The sequence below is a fragment of the Amycolatopsis sp. MtRt-6 genome (genome assembly GCF_017308975.1).
Lineage (GTDB): Bacteria > Actinomycetota > Actinomycetes > Mycobacteriales > Pseudonocardiaceae > Amycolatopsis.
The window spans coordinates 182,194-194,823 of the sequence record NZ_JADWPD010000021.1; the positions used below are offsets into that span (position 1 = coordinate 182,194).

Consider the following 12,630-nt stretch of genomic DNA (forward strand, 5'->3'; position numbering starts at 1 on the left):
AACATGCGTGCTGTCGGAGCCGCCGAGGTCGCGCCAACGGCCTATGCCTGGGAGATCCAGGCCGAAGGGCTGAAGGTGCGGGTGGGGCGGCGGAAACTGGCCGTGGACGGGCTGGACCTGTCGCTCGGCAAGGGGGTGCACGGCTTGCTCGGGCCGAACGGCGCGGGCAAGACGACGCTGATCCGGGCACTGGCGACGGTGCTCCGGCCGGCGGAAGGCAGGTTGTCGCTGCTCGGTGCGCCGGTCGGGGGGCACACCGAGCAGCGCGCCCTGCGCCGGCGGATCGGCTACCTGCCGCAGAACTTCGGGTTCTACAAGCGGTTCACCGTCCGCGAGTTCGTCGAGTACCTCGCCTGGCTGAAGGAGGTGTCCAAAGAGGACATCCCGGGTGCGGTGCAGCGCGCGATCGAGCGGGTGGGGCTGGCCGACCGGGCCGACGACCGGATGAAGACGCTGTCCGGCGGCATGGTGCGGCGGGTCGGGATCGCGCAGGCGATCGTCAACGACCCGGACATCCTGCTGCTCGACGAGCCGACCGCCGGGCTCGACCCGGCGCAGCGCGTCCGGTTCCGCGAGCTGGTCCAGGAACTCGGCCAGGACTCGTGCGTGCTGATCTCGACGCACCTGGTCGAAGACGTGGCCACGGCCTGCACGGACGTCGTGCTGTTCGCCGAGGGCAAGCTGGTGTTCCAGGGCACCCCGGACGAGCTGGCCGCCGCAGGCACCGCCGAGCATGTGGGTGACAGCCCGATCGAGCGCGGCTATTCGGCGCTGCTGAACCACGAGCCGGGCCAGGGGGCGTGGTGATGATCCTGCGCATCGAACTGCGGCGCTCGATCGCGCCCTGGGCCGGGCTGGCGCTGCTCGTGGTCGCGTTGGGCTTCCTGTTCCTGCTGTCCGGGCCGTGGTGGAAGGTGCCCGCGCCGTGGACGGGGAACACCACGACCACCGCGCTGTGGCTGCGGTTCCTGCTGGTGTTCCTGTGGCCGATCGCGGTCGGCGCCGGGGCGATCCAGGGCATGCGCGACAGCCGTTCCGGCATGGTCGAGCTGCTGGCCACGACGTCCCGCCCGGGCTGGCACCGGGCGGCGAAACTGGCCGGTGCCGTCGGCGCGCTGAGCGCGCTCGGGTACCTGGTGGTGTTCGGCGTCGGCTTCGCCGAAGTGCTCGGCCACGGCGGATTCGTGTCCATGACCTTCCTGCCGGTGCTGCTCGTCGGCCTGCTCGCCGTCGTGGCGGGAAGCTGGGCCGGCCTGGCGATCGGGCGGCTGCTGCCACACCCGCTGACCGCGCCCGCGCTGGCCGTGCTGGCCCTGGTGGTGTCGGTGGTGGCCTGGACGTCGGTCGAAGCGGGCGTGCTGTCGATGTCGTACACCCGGTTCGCGTTGCTGGCGCCGGCTCTCGGCCAGCCGCGGGGCGCGCTCGTGACGACGCCGGCTTCGCTGGACCTCGGGCAGGCGGCGTGGTTCGCCGGTCTCGCGGCGACGGGCTTCCTGCTGCTGGCGGCGAGTTCCGTGCGGGCCCGGCTCGTCAGCCTGGTGCCGGTGGTCGCCGGGGCGGCCATCGCCCTGCCGGTTCTCCCGGCCTCCGGCAACGAGCTCCTCGTGCCGGACGGCGTCGCCGCCGAGAAGGTCTGTGACGGCCCGATCTGCGTCAGCCGGGCGCACGCGGAAAGGCTGGCCGCGCTGGCCGGGCCGGGTCGCGAAGCGCTGGCCATGCTGGCGAAGCTGCCCGGTGCACCGACCCGGGTCGAGGAGCAGACGGCGCCGAACTTCGTCACCGGCCCCGTTCCTCGCGATCCCGGCGTCGTCTACCTGGACTTCCAGCGCAACGACGTCCTCTTCACGGCGGGCGCCGACGACCTGAGGCTCGCGGTGCTGGGCGGCGCCGGGCTCCCCTCGTGCGACCCGCCGTACGGCGCCAGCATGGCCGACTGGGGTGCCCGGATGATCGCGGCGGCCTACTTCACCGGTCAGCTGCAGCCGTTGCCCGAGTTCGGCGCGCGGTGGGCCGTTCGCGAAGACGGCCCGGTCGAGCAGGCGTGGGCGAAGTTCCACGCCTTGCCGGCGGAGGTCCGGTTCGCCCGGATCGTCGCGCTGCGCCAGGTGCTCCTGACCTGCCAGGGCGACCCGATGGACGCGCTGGTCCCGGGGGCCATGCGATGAGATGGGCGGCGCTCTACGCGCGTTCGCGGCAGCTCCCGGTGGCGTTCACCGCCCTGCTGGTGGCGACGGCCGGGCTGTGGTTCCTGACGCGCGATTCGTGGTCGGCGCTGCCGGTCGTGCTGACGCTGACGTCGGCGGTCGCGGTGGCGGCGATCGGGCTGAGCGGCCAGGACGCCGACCTCGACCGGTCCGCGGCACTGCCGTGGCCGGTGCGGCGGTTCGCGCACCTGGCCCTGATCGGCGTCGTGGCCGGGGCGCTGGTGCTGGGGGTGCAGGAGCTGGGCTCGTCGGCGGTGGCCGGGTGGATCATCGTGCGTGACGCGGCCGGTCTGGCGGGCTTGGCCGGCCTGGCGGCCACGATCGCGGGCGGCCAGTTCGGCTGGACGCTCCCGCTGGCGTGGGCCGCGGTGGCGCCATTCGTCCCGAACGACGGCTCGACGGCGAGCCGCGTGCTGGCCTGGCTCCTGCAACCCCCGGCAACCCCCGCGGCCACCTGGACGGCGGCGATCCTGGCGGCCACGGGAGCGGTGGTCTACGTGACTTGGGGTGGCCGCCGCTAGGGCCGGGCTCAGACGTTGCGGATGTTCGTCTCCAGTTCCAGGGGCTCCCGGTCCCAGTCCTCGACGCCGAAGGCGATGATGCGCTCCGGGTGGATGCGGATCACCGCGTCGTCGAGGTGGTCGTTTCCCACGTCGACCCCCACCAGGGCCTCCGCGCGGCCGCGGATCTCCAGGCACCTGACCCGCCACGGGTTCGTCGACGGCACGTCGTCGACGACGAACGCCACCCGGTCGTGCGTCGCGATGTTGCGGAACTTCTTGCTGTTGCGCAGGTTGTAGCCGGTGACGTCGATCGTCTTCTCGTCCGGGTTGTAACTGAAGCCGACCGGGCTGGCCTGGAGGGTTCCGTTGGGCTGCTGGGTCGCCAGCCGGCCCACGGGCTGGTCGGCGAGGTAGGCGAGTTCTGCTTCGGTGAACATGCCCCCAGCGTCCAACTTCAAGCTTCCTTGAAGTCAAGCACCAGCGAGGCGAACCGCGCCCCGATCCGGCGGTGGGCCGCCGGGCAGGGGTGGAGGTCGTCCGGCAGCGGCAACTCCGCGAAGTCCTCCGGGCCGTACAGCGCGAGGCCGTCGAGGTAGCTCAGGCGCGGGTCCGACGCCTGCCGCTGCGTCACGATCCGGGCCAGCTCCTCCCGGATGACCTCCAGCGTCAGCTTGCCGGGGCCCGGCTCGCCGGTCGCGCGGAACCGGACTTCGCCGCGGGCCAGCGCCGCGTGGTCGAAGTCGCCCGGGCCCGGCGTCCGCTCGTGGATCGGGCAGTACAGCGGCGAGACGACCACCAGCGGCGTGTCCGGGTGGCCGTCGCGGATCGTGTCGAGGAAGCCGTGCACCGCGGGCCCGAACGCGCGCAGGCGCATCAGGTCCGCGTTGACCACGTTGATGCCCAGCTTGACGCTGATCAGGTCGGCGGGCGTGTCGCGCAGCGCCCGCGCGGTGAACGGGTCGAGCAGCGCGTTGCCGCTGAAGCCGAGGTTCACCAGGTCGACGCCGGCCGCGGTGGCGGCGAGCGCGGGCCACGTCGTCGCCGGGCTCGCCGCGTTCGAGCCGTGGCTGATCGAGCTGCCGTGGTGCAGCCACACCCGGCGGCCCGGCACGGGCTCGACCGGCGCGTCGGCGCGCAGGGCGACCAGCTCGGTGAGCTCGTTGTGCGGCAACCAGAGCTCGACGTCCTTGGACTGCCCGCCCAGCCCGGCGAACCGGACCACGCCGGGGGAGCCCGGGGTGAGCGAGGACGCCCCGGTCGCCATTTCGACGTCCAGTGTGTGGCCGCCGGGCACGCTCGCCTGGGCGGTCAGCGCGCCGTCGACCACCAGGTCGTACACGCCGTCCGGCCGCGGCGGGGCGCCGGCGTAGACCTGCTTGGTCCGCAGCGTCTCCAGCTCGACGACGTCCGCCCGGGTCCGGAACCGCAGCCGGACGCCGGCCGGCTGCGCCTCGGCCATGGCGAGCCGCGGGTCGGTGTTCTGCGCCCGCGCGCGAGCCGGGAGCCGGTGCGGGACCAGGCCGCGCTCGGTGCGTTCGAGTTCGAGGGCGCCGCGGACGAGGTCGGCGGTCAGGGGGACGTCGATCAAGACCGTGGCCAATCGCGCAGGAGGGAATCGAGGACGGCGAGGATGCGGACCCAGCTCTCGGGCGCGGCGGGCGAACTGTGGTCGAACCCGCCCTGGGTTTCCAGGCTGACGAACCCGTGGAAGACGCTGCCCAGCAACCGCACGGCGTGCGTCTCGTCCGGCCCGGACAGGTCGTAGCCGCGCAGGATCGCCCGCATCAGCTCGGCGTGCCGGGGCCCGGCGCTCGCGGCGGCGGTCTCCGGATCGAGCCGCAGCTGCGCCGCCGCGTACCGGCCGGGGTGCTCGCGGGCGTAGTCGCGGTAGACGTCGGCGAAGGCGACGAGGGCGTCCCGTCCGGCCCGGCCCGCGAGGGCGGCCGAGGCCCGGACGGCAAGTTCGTCGAGCGCCAGCAGCGCGACCTTCGTCCGCAGGTCGTGGGCGTTCTTGACGTGCGAATACAGGCTGGCGACCTGGACGCCGAGCCGCCGGGCCAGCTCCGACGGTGTCAGCCGGTCGAAGCCCGCCTCGTCGGCCAGCTCCGCGCCGGCGCGCACCACGCGATCCGTGGTCAGTCCTGCCCGAACCATCAGCCTTCTCCCGGTTGCCTAAAGCCAGGCTAGATCAACCTAAAGACTTTAGGCAACTCAGGAGAACAGAGCGTCCGCCCAGTTCGACTCGCGGGTCACGCCCGGCGGGACCGCGAAGTGCGCCGACCCGGTGTGCTGGACGTACTCCATCATGGCGTCCTTCGACGACAGCGCCTGCTGCATCGGCACGTACTGCGTGCGGGTGTCGCGGTTGAACGCCAGGAAGAACAGCCCCGCTTCGAGGTGCCCGACGCCGTCGGAGCCGTCGACGAAGTTGTAGCCGCGCCGCAGGATCCGGACGCCGTTCAGGGCCTGGTGCGAGGCGAGCCGGACGTGGGCGTCCTCCGGGATCACCTTCTCGCCGCCCGCGCCGCCGACGTCCAGGTCGAGTTCGTCGAACTCCGCGGTCTGGCCCAGCGGGGCGCCGGTGCCCTTCGTGCGGCCGACGATCTTCTCCTGGCCGTCCAGGGTTTCGCGGTCCCACGTCTCGATGTGCATCCGGATCCGGCGCGCCACCAGGTACGAGCCACCCGCCATCCACGCCTGGCCGTCACCCGCGGCAGCCCACACCTGGTCGCGCAGGAAGTCCGTGTCCTGGGACTTGATGTTGTTCGTGCCGTCCTTGAAGCCGAACAGGTTCCGCGGGGTCGGCTGCTCACGCGAAGTCGACGAGCTGCGGCCGAAGCCGAGCTGCGACCAGCGGACCTCGGTGACGCCGAAGCCGAGCCGCACCAGGTTGCGCACCGCGTGCACCGCCACCTGCGGGTCGTCCGCGCAGGCCTGGATGCACAGGTCGCCGCCGCTGCGGGCCGGGTCGAGCTTGTCCTTCGGGAACAGCGGCAGGTCGATCAGCTGCGGCGGGCGCTTGGCCGCCAGGCCGAACCGGTCGTCGAACAGCGACGGCCCGAACCCGATGGTCAGGGTCAGGTTCGACGCCGGCAGGTCGAGCGCCTCGCCGGTGTCGCCGGGCGGGGCGTACGCGCCGCTGCCGACCGCGCCGTTCGCGACGACCTCCTGGCCCGCCGTCATCCGGCGGGCCGCCTCGGTCCACGTCTTGAGCAGCTGACGCAGCTTCTCGCGGTCCTTCGTCGTGACGTCGAGGGCCGCGAAGTGCAGGTTGGCCTGCGCCGGCGTGACGATCCCGGCCTGGTGCTCGCCGTGGAAGTCGACGGTGTTCGTCGACGCCTCGGCGTTGCCGTTCGTCGCCTTGTCGATCCCGATGCCGGCGGCGGCCCCGGCCCCGGCGAGCGCGACACCCGCGCCCGCCAGGCCGAAGAGCTTCCGCCGCGAGACGCGCGTGCCCTCTTCCGACGTCACTGGGAGACGACCTCCGCAACCTTGCTCAGCGGTTCGCTCAGCGCGTCGACGGCCGAGGCGAACTCCTTGACCTGGTCCTGGGAAAGCTCGGTGTAGAGCTTGAAGCCGTCACCGGCGCGCTGCTTGGCGAGCAGGCCCTGGACGTTCGCGAACTCCTTGTCCAGAGTGGACACCAGTGCCGGGTCCTTGGCCTGCAGGATCGGCCGCAGCGACGTGATCGCGCCCTTCGATCCGTCCACATTGGCCTGGAAGTCCCAGAGGTCGGTGTGCGAGAACGCCTCTTCCTCGCCGGTGATCTTGCCGGTCGCGACCTCGTCGAGCAGGCCCTTCGCGCCGTTCGCGAGGTCCAAAGCGGACAGCTCGAGCGTCTTCGTCTTGGCGACCAGGTCCTTGACGTCGGTGACCAGCTTGTCGGCGATCTGGGCGCTGTCGGGCTGCAGGCCCGTCTTGAACAGGTCCTTCTCCAGCCGGTGGAAGCCGGTGAACTGCTGGTTCGGCTCGAGGTCGGCCTCGCGGACGTCGATGGCCGGGTCGAGGTCGCCGAACTTCTCGGCCACCGGCTCGATCCGCTCGTAGTAGACGCGGGTGCGCGCGTACGCGGCCTTCGCCTCGTCGACCTTGCCGGCCTTGACGAGGCCGGCGAACTTCACCGTCTCGTCCTGCAGCGCGGCGGTGTTGTTCGCGACGTAGCTCGCGTAGCTCTTGGTGGCTTCGGCCTTCTGCGCGTTCGTGTCGTTCTGCTTGGCGACGCCGCCGGTGACGGTGAAGTCGCCGCGGATGCCGTTGCCCGCCATGCCCGGCTTGCACGCGGTCTGGTACTTGCCCGCTTCGGCGACCTCGACGATCAGCCGCCGGTTCAGGCCGGGGGCGATGTTCTCGACCTCGCCCATGATCCGGTCGCCCTCGGCGTAGAGGTAGAACTCGGTGACCTTGGTGCCCTTGTTGGTGATCTCGAAGGTCACGTTGCCGGCGTTCGCCGTGGTCGCGGAGACCTCGCACGCGGTGTCGGACGCCGAGACCTTGATCGGGCCGCCGGCCGCGGCGCCGGTGTCGCTCTTGCTGTCGCACGCGGCCAGCGTCACCAGGACGGCGGCGCCGGCCACTACGGCCAGCGAGGGGGTCTTGCGCACGGTCACTCCTTCGAGGCGGCCGCGGCGGCGGGTGCCGGCGCGGTCTTCTTGCTGGGCTTGAGGAAGAGGGGCAGCACGACGGCGACGTAGGCCACCCAGGCGACGGCCTGCAGCACGGTCGTCTGCTGCGAGTAGTTGAAGATGCCCTTGAGCAGGGCGCCGTACCAGGACGTCTCGGGCAGCGCGCTCGACGCGTCGAACGCCAGGGTGGTGAGGCCCGGCAGGAACGCCGCCTCCTGCAGGTCGTGCAGGCCGTAGCCGAGCACGCCCGCGGCGACGAACACCAGCAGGACGCCGGTGATCGTGAAGAACTTGGCGAGGTCGAAGCGGACGGCGCCCTTGTAGAGCAGCCAGGCGAGCACGACCGCGGCGGTGATGCCGATGGCGAAGCCGATCAGCGGCTGCACGGTCTCCGACTGAGCGGCCTGGACGGTGGAGTAGAAGAACACCGCGGTTTCCAGGCCTTCGCGCCCGACCGCGAGGAACGACAGCAGCAGCACGGCCGCCGGGCCGACGTTCAGCGCGTCGTCCATCTTCCCGCGCAGTTCGGCGGCGATGCTCTTGGCGGCCTTGCGCATCCAGAAGATCATCGCGGTGACGAACACGACGGCGACGATCGAGAGGCTGCCGCCGAGCAGCTCCTGGTGCTCGAAGGAAAGCTGGGCGGTCGTGTAGGTGAGGACCGCCCCGACCGCGACCGACAGCAGCACCGCGGCGCCGACACCGGGCCACACCCAGCGCAACGCGTGCCGCCGCTCGGTCTTGACGAGGAAGGCCACCAGGATGCTGACGACCAGCGCGGCTTCCAGGCCTTCGCGCAGCCCGATCAGCGCGCTCGAGAACACCACGGTCCGCCTCCTCGGGTTTCTGCTTCCGAGATGGTTTTAGGTAAGCCTCACCTGTAAGTCCAGCGCGCGGCGCCGGCCCGGAACGAGGCAATCGGACAAACGGGGCGCCGATTCGAAGTTAGGTTAGGGTAACCGCAGGTCAGAGGCCTGCGCGTCGACTCGATAACGAATTCTGTGACGTCGCTGGCAGCGGCCCTGGGTTTACCTTCCGCTTGCCTGGTCAGCCGCTTGGGGGACCCCCTTGAGTGGCTCCGTAACCTGTTCGGGTGGCCGATACCGCTCAGCCGACCGTCACGCCTCCGCCGTCGCCCCCGGGCGGCCCGCCCCGGCGGTACGTCGGCCGGATCGCCCTCGCGCTCGGCCTGGTGGCCACCGGCGTGGTCCTCCTCGTGACCATCGGTGTCCGGAATCCGGACGCGCCGGCCGCGTCGCCGCCGGTCCAGCCGGCGCTCGCCATCCCCGAACAGCGTCCCCAGCCCGGCGCGGAAGCACCGCGGGCCGGGCTGGCCGCGCCGGTCGACCGGCCGCAGGCGTCCGACCGGGTCGAACTGGACGCGTGGGCGACCCGCGTCGCGGACAAGACGCACATCCCGGCACGCGTGCTCTCGGCGTACGGCCGGGCGGAGATGTGGATGCAGCGCCAGAAGCCGACGTGCCACCTCTCGTGGGCGACCCTCGCGGGCATCGGCCGGGTCGAGAACGAGCGCGGCGAGTTCGACCTCGCGGCGATCGGCGCGAACGGCCGGGTGGCGAAACCGGTGGTCGGCCCGCCGCTGGACGGCTCGCCGGGTGTCCCGGCGGTGCACGACAGCGACGGCGGCAAACTCGACGGCGACAAGTCGTGGGACCACCTGATCGGCCCGATGCAGTTCCTGCCGTCGACGTGGAAGAAGTACCAGGAACGCGCGAACGGCGACGGCGGCGCGCCGGACCCGCAGAACATCGACGACGCGGCCTTCACGGCAGCGCGGTTCCTGTGCTCCGGCGGCGACGACCTGGGGACGCCGGCGGGCTGGTGGCGGGCGATCCTGTTCTACAACCAGGCCCTGGCGTACGGCCAGGACGTCTTCAGCGCGGCGGACGCCTACGCGGAGGCGAGCGTCGCGCCGTGAGTCACAGCTCGCGGTCGGCGACGAACGGCGTGACGGCCATCAGCACGAGCAGCAGCAGCCCGGCGTACGCACCCAGCGTGGCGAAGATCGACATCGTGGTTCCTCCCTGTTCGGTCTGGAACCAGCGTCGCCGGAAAACGATCCCGGAACATCGGTCGAGGGGCCCGGCCTGATCGGCCGAAAGGCTGAGGTGACCAGGGCCGTTCGGCCCGGTCGCCTCAGGGCTCGCGCAGGGCGATGCGCGCCTTGACCTCGCTGATCGCCTCGAGGTACTCCGGCACCGGGTTCATCGCCGACGCCATCCGCATCTGGGCGAGCGCCTCCACGAACCGGCCGAGACGCTGGAGCGTGCGGCCCAGGATGAACCGCGCGTAGTGGTCCGTCGGGTCGAGTTCCAGCACCCGGGTGAACGCCTCCTCGGCGCGTCGCAACTGAGCGGAGTGGAAGTACGCGCGCCCGGCCAGCAGGTGTACCGACGGTTTGTCCGTTTCGGATTCCAGCAGAGGCTGCAGGGCCTTCAGGGCGTCGAGCGGACGACGGCGGCCGACCAGGTCTTCGGCCTGGCGGAAGGCATGGAACCGCGACTCCTCGGGAGGCTGCGAAGCAGCTGCGGCGTCCGTCATGGTCACTCCCACGTTACCCCCGGGGGAGGGGGTTGCACACGCCGCCGAACGGGACGTGATGGACTGTGCCGCCATGAGCAGCGGGTACCGGGGCCTGGCGCCCTACCTCTACTACTCCGACGCCACGGCGGCGCTCGCCTGGCTGACCAGGGTCTTCGGCTTCACCGAGGAGGTCCGGTTCTGCGACGCGGCGGGCGAGGTCTTCCAGGCGACGCTGCGGGCGGGCGACGCGCGGATCCAGCTCGCCGGCGTCGGGGCGGACTACTGGCAGGCCAAGGGCGTCGACGGGCCGGTCGGCCAGCTCAACATCCTCTACGTCGACGACGTCGACGAGACGTACGCCCGGGTCGAGGCCGCGCTGGGCGACGAGTGCGAGCTGGAACCGCCGCAGGACCAGCCGTACGGCGCGCGGGTGTTCACCGTGGCCGATCTCGGGGGCAACAGCTGGACCTTCTGGCAGCAGACGTCCGAGACCGTCGAGCTGCCGCCCGGCTGGCAGGAGGTCCGCGCGGGCGGTGAGTCCTCCAACGGGTGAACTGCGGTGACGGCTAGGCTGGGGCGCGAAACCGCAGGCACGACGCACCGAGGAGCATGGCGTGGCTCTCATCGAGCAGGTAGGCGCGCGCGAGATTCTGGACTCGCGCGGCAACCCGACCGTCGAGGTGGAGGTGGCTCTCGACGACGGCACCCTGGCGCGGGCCGCGGTCCCGTCGGGGGCGTCGACCGGTGAGCACGAGGCGGTCGAGCTGCGTGACGGCGACACCGGCCGCTACAACGGCAAGGGCGTCGAGCGCGCGGTCGCCGCCGTCCTCGACGAGATCGGCCCGGAGATGGTCGGCATCGAGGCCGTCGACCAGCGGATCGTCGACCAGAAGCTGGTCGACCTCGACGGCACGCCGGCGAAGTCCCGCCTCGGCGCGAACGCGATCCTCGGCGTCTCGCTGGCCGTCGCGAAGGCGGCCGCCGAGTCCGCCGAGCTGGAGCTCTTCCGCTACCTGGGCGGGCCGAACGCGCACGTGCTGCCGGTGCCGATGCTGAACATCCTCAACGGCGGTTCGCACGCGGACAGCAACGTCGACGTCCAGGAGTTCATGATCGCGCCGATCGGCGCGGAGACCTTCCGCGAGGCCCTGCGCTGGGGCACCGAGGTCTACCACTCGCTGAAGTCGGTGCTGAAGGGCCGCGGCCTGGCCACCGGCCTCGGCGACGAGGGCGGCTTCGCGCCCAACCTCGGCAACAACCGCGAGGCCCTCGACCTGATCGTCCAGGCCATCGAGAAGGCCGGCTACACCCCGGGCCGCGACGTCGCGCTGGCCCTCGACGTCGCCGCGACGGAGTTCTTCGGCGACGGCGCGTACACGTTCGAAGGCGCGAAGAAGAGCGCCGAGCAGATGTCCGCCTACTACGGCGAGCTGCTGGCGAACTACCCGCTGGTGTCGATCGAGGACCCGCTGAGCGAGGACGACTGGGACGGCTGGGTCACCCTGACCGCCGAGATCGGCGACAAGGTCCAGATCGTCGGCGACGACCTGTTCGTCACCAACCCGGACCGGCTCGAGGAGGGCATCACCCGCCGCGCCGCCAACGCGCTGCTGGTGAAGGTCAACCAGATCGGCACCCTGTCCGAGACGCTCGACGCGATCTCGCTGGCCACGTCATTCGGCTACAAGTCGATGATGAGCCACCGCTCGGGCGAGACCGAGGACACGTTCATCGCGGACCTGGCGGTCGCCACCGGCGTCGGCCAGATCAAGACCGGTGCCCCGGCCCGCGGCGAGCGGATCGCCAAGTACAACCAGCTGCTGCGCATCGAGGAGACCCTCGGTGACGCCGCCCGGTACGCCGGCGAGCTGGCCTTCCCGCGGTTCAGCGCCGAGGCCTGACGCCGATGGCGGACCGGGGGAGGACACGCGGCCGCCGCGGCGGTGCCGGCGGGGCGTCACGGGTTGGCGGGCCCACGCGGACCCGCCGCCCCGAGGCCGGGCGCGCGAGCAGCCCGGGCTCCCGGCCGCCGCGGACGGCGGACGGCACGACCGCGGGGCGCCGTCGCACCGGCGACGCGGAGACCACCAGGGCCCGGCTGCGCCGGGGCTTGGCGGCGAAGCGCGCGTCGGGCGCGGCGAAGGTGCTCGGCATGTCCACCACCCGCCGCGCGGCGGTGGTGGCGATCGTGGTGTGCGCGCTGGCGTTCACCATCGCCGTGCCCCTGCGCACGTACCTCTCCCAGCGGACCGAGGTCCGCGAACAGCAGGCGCAGCAGGCTCAGCTGCAGCAGGAGGTCGCTCAGCTCCAGGGCCGCAAGGCGGAGCTGAGCGACCCCGCGCAGATCGAGGCCGAAGCCCGGCGGCGGCTGCGGTACGTCAAGCCGGGCGAGACGCCGTACATCGTGCAGCTGCCGGAGGACAAGGCCCCCGACGCGGCCCCGCCGGCCGGACAGCAGCAGGCCGCGGGCAGCTCGTGGTACGAGAACCTCTGGAACCAGGTCTCGGGCGGCTGAGCCAGAGCGCCCCAATGAGGTTTTCTCAGTAGCGTCCGTGGTGTTCGTGGTGGGTGAGGACGAGGGCGGCTTGGACGATGTGGCCGATGCGGTGGGGGCAGAGGGTGATGCGGTGCAATGCCTGCCAGCGGGTTTTGAGGATGGCCATGGCGCGTTCACCCAGGGCCCGGGCTCGGGCGTGCAGCATGTTGTGGACCCGTTGCCGGGCGTTGAGGGGTGGTTGACCTGCGGTTTTCTTGAAC

The 12,630-nt window shown here is 71.8% G+C and carries 15 protein-coding genes; 7 read left to right on the forward strand and 8 right to left on the reverse strand.

The features are described 5' to 3' along the window. Nucleotides 1–3 precede the first annotated feature (3 nt). The 3 genes from I4Q55_RS31145 to I4Q55_RS31155 are packed head-to-tail and all read left to right on the forward strand — an operon-like array spanning nt 4 to nt 2,725. On the forward strand, nt 4–807 hold the full coding sequence (locus I4Q55_RS31145; protein WP_206792762.1) for an ABC transporter ATP-binding protein: 804 nt from the start codon (nt 4–6) through the stop codon (nt 805–807). Continuing rightward, a complete protein-coding gene (locus I4Q55_RS31150) occupies nt 807–2,165 on the forward strand; it encodes a hypothetical protein (protein WP_242547078.1) in 1,359 nt (452 codons plus the stop codon). The genes I4Q55_RS31145 and I4Q55_RS31150 overlap by 1 nt, the downstream gene beginning before the upstream one ends. Next, nucleotides 2,162–2,725, forward strand: coding sequence for a hypothetical protein (locus I4Q55_RS31155; protein WP_206792767.1), 564 nt, complete (start codon nt 2,162–2,164; stop codon nt 2,723–2,725). The genes I4Q55_RS31150 and I4Q55_RS31155 overlap by 4 nt, the downstream gene beginning before the upstream one ends. 8 nt (nt 2,726–2,733) lie before the next feature. Here I4Q55_RS31155 and I4Q55_RS31160 read toward each other — a convergent pair whose 3' ends face one another. Genes I4Q55_RS31160 through efeU form a run of 6 tightly spaced genes read right to left on the reverse strand, consistent with a single transcriptional unit; the run spans nt 2,734 to nt 8,156 of the window. Continuing rightward, nucleotides 2,734–3,144, reverse strand: a complete 411-nt coding sequence (locus tag I4Q55_RS31160; RefSeq protein ID WP_206792769.1) for a PPOX class F420-dependent oxidoreductase — start codon at nt 3,142–3,144, stop codon at nt 2,734–2,736. A gap of 17 nt (nt 3,145–3,161) precedes the next feature. Continuing rightward, nucleotides 3,162–4,295, reverse strand: a complete 1,134-nt coding sequence (locus I4Q55_RS31165) for a GDSL-type esterase/lipase family protein (RefSeq protein ID WP_206792814.1) — start codon at nt 4,293–4,295, stop codon at nt 3,162–3,164. Further along, complete coding sequence (locus I4Q55_RS31170) at nt 4,292–4,861, reverse strand: TetR/AcrR family transcriptional regulator (protein ID WP_206792771.1); 570 nt, start codon at nt 4,859–4,861, stop codon at nt 4,292–4,294. Before I4Q55_RS31170 ends, I4Q55_RS31165 begins: the two co-directional genes overlap by 4 nt. Before the next feature lie 57 nt (nt 4,862–4,918). Then, nucleotides 4,919–6,178 carry an iron uptake transporter deferrochelatase/peroxidase subunit gene (gene efeB, locus I4Q55_RS31175; RefSeq protein WP_206792773.1) on the reverse strand — a complete coding sequence of 420 codons (1,260 nt, stop codon included), beginning with the start codon at nt 6,176–6,178 and terminating at the stop codon, nt 4,919–4,921. Then, on the reverse strand, nt 6,175–7,314 hold the full coding sequence (gene efeO, locus I4Q55_RS31180; RefSeq protein ID WP_206792775.1) for an iron uptake system protein EfeO: 1,140 nt from the start codon (nt 7,312–7,314) through the stop codon (nt 6,175–6,177). The genes efeB and efeO overlap by 4 nt, the downstream gene beginning before the upstream one ends. Further along, nucleotides 7,311–8,156, reverse strand: a complete 846-nt coding sequence (gene efeU, locus I4Q55_RS31185; RefSeq protein ID WP_206792777.1) for an iron uptake transporter permease EfeU — start codon at nt 8,154–8,156, stop codon at nt 7,311–7,313. The genes efeO and efeU overlap by 4 nt, the downstream gene beginning before the upstream one ends. A 365-nt stretch (nt 8,157–8,521) precedes the next feature. On the opposite strand from efeU, the gene I4Q55_RS31190 reads away from it, so the two are divergent. Then, nucleotides 8,522–9,268, forward strand: coding sequence for a murein transglycosylase (locus I4Q55_RS31190; protein WP_206792816.1), 747 nt, complete (start codon nt 8,522–8,524; stop codon nt 9,266–9,268). Nucleotides 9,269–9,486: 218 nt separating this feature from the next. Here the strand turns inward: I4Q55_RS31190 and I4Q55_RS31195 are convergent, their stop codons facing one another. Beyond that, nucleotides 9,487–9,891: a tetratricopeptide repeat protein gene (locus I4Q55_RS31195; protein WP_206792779.1), complete on the reverse strand. Its 405-nt coding sequence runs from the start codon at nt 9,889–9,891 to the stop codon at nt 9,487–9,489. 73 nt (nt 9,892–9,964) lie between these two features. Here I4Q55_RS31195 and I4Q55_RS31200 point away from each other — a divergent pair, with 73 nt between their 5' ends. The 3 genes from I4Q55_RS31200 to I4Q55_RS31210 all read left to right on the forward strand — a co-directional run bounded on the left by I4Q55_RS31200 (nt 9,965) and on the right by I4Q55_RS31210 (nt 12,388). Next, entirely contained in the window at nt 9,965–10,426 is a 462-nt protein-coding gene (locus tag I4Q55_RS31200; protein ID WP_206792781.1) for a glyoxalase/bleomycin resistance/extradiol dioxygenase family protein, read from the forward strand. Between the two features lie 61 nt (nt 10,427–10,487). Further along, nucleotides 10,488–11,774 carry a phosphopyruvate hydratase gene (gene eno / locus I4Q55_RS31205; RefSeq protein WP_206792783.1) on the forward strand — a complete coding sequence of 429 codons (1,287 nt, stop codon included), beginning with the start codon at nt 10,488–10,490 and terminating at the stop codon, nt 11,772–11,774. Between the two features lie 251 nt (nt 11,775–12,025). Next, nucleotides 12,026–12,388, forward strand: coding sequence for a septum formation initiator family protein (locus I4Q55_RS31210; RefSeq protein WP_091320598.1), 363 nt, complete (start codon nt 12,026–12,028; stop codon nt 12,386–12,388). A gap of 25 nt (nt 12,389–12,413) precedes the next feature. Here the strand turns inward: I4Q55_RS31210 and I4Q55_RS31215 are convergent, their stop codons facing one another. Next, a complete protein-coding gene (locus I4Q55_RS31215) occupies nt 12,414–12,575 on the reverse strand; it encodes a transposase family protein (RefSeq protein WP_374194461.1) in 162 nt (53 codons plus the stop codon). Nucleotides 12,576–12,630 lie beyond the last annotated feature (55 nt).

Bases quoted from the DNA above. Each gene is read 5' to 3' on its own strand.
- I4Q55_RS31170 (WP_206792771.1), bottom strand. From the start codon at position 4,861: ATGGTTCGGGCAGGACTGACCACGGATCGCGTGGTGCGCGCCGGCGCG.
- I4Q55_RS31160 (WP_206792769.1), bottom strand. From the start codon at position 3,144: ATGTTCACCGAAGCAGAACTCGCCTACCTCGCCGACCAGCCCGTGGGC.
- I4Q55_RS31210 (WP_091320598.1), top strand. From the start codon at position 12,026: ATGTCCACCACCCGCCGCGCGGCGGTGGTGGCGATCGTGGTGTGCGCG.
- I4Q55_RS31150 (WP_242547078.1), top strand. From the start codon at position 807: ATGATCCTGCGCATCGAACTGCGGCGCTCGATCGCGCCCTGGGCCGGG.
- I4Q55_RS31200 (WP_206792781.1), top strand. From the start codon at position 9,965: ATGAGCAGCGGGTACCGGGGCCTGGCGCCCTACCTCTACTACTCCGAC.
- I4Q55_RS31155 (WP_206792767.1), top strand. From the start codon at position 2,162: ATGAGATGGGCGGCGCTCTACGCGCGTTCGCGGCAGCTCCCGGTGGCG.
- I4Q55_RS31195 (WP_206792779.1), bottom strand. From the start codon at position 9,891: ATGACGGACGCCGCAGCTGCTTCGCAGCCTCCCGAGGAGTCGCGGTTC.
- I4Q55_RS31145 (WP_206792762.1), top strand. From the start codon at position 4: ATGCGTGCTGTCGGAGCCGCCGAGGTCGCGCCAACGGCCTATGCCTGG.
- I4Q55_RS31215 (WP_374194461.1), bottom strand. From the start codon at position 12,575: ATGCTGCACGCCCGAGCCCGGGCCCTGGGTGAACGCGCCATGGCCATC.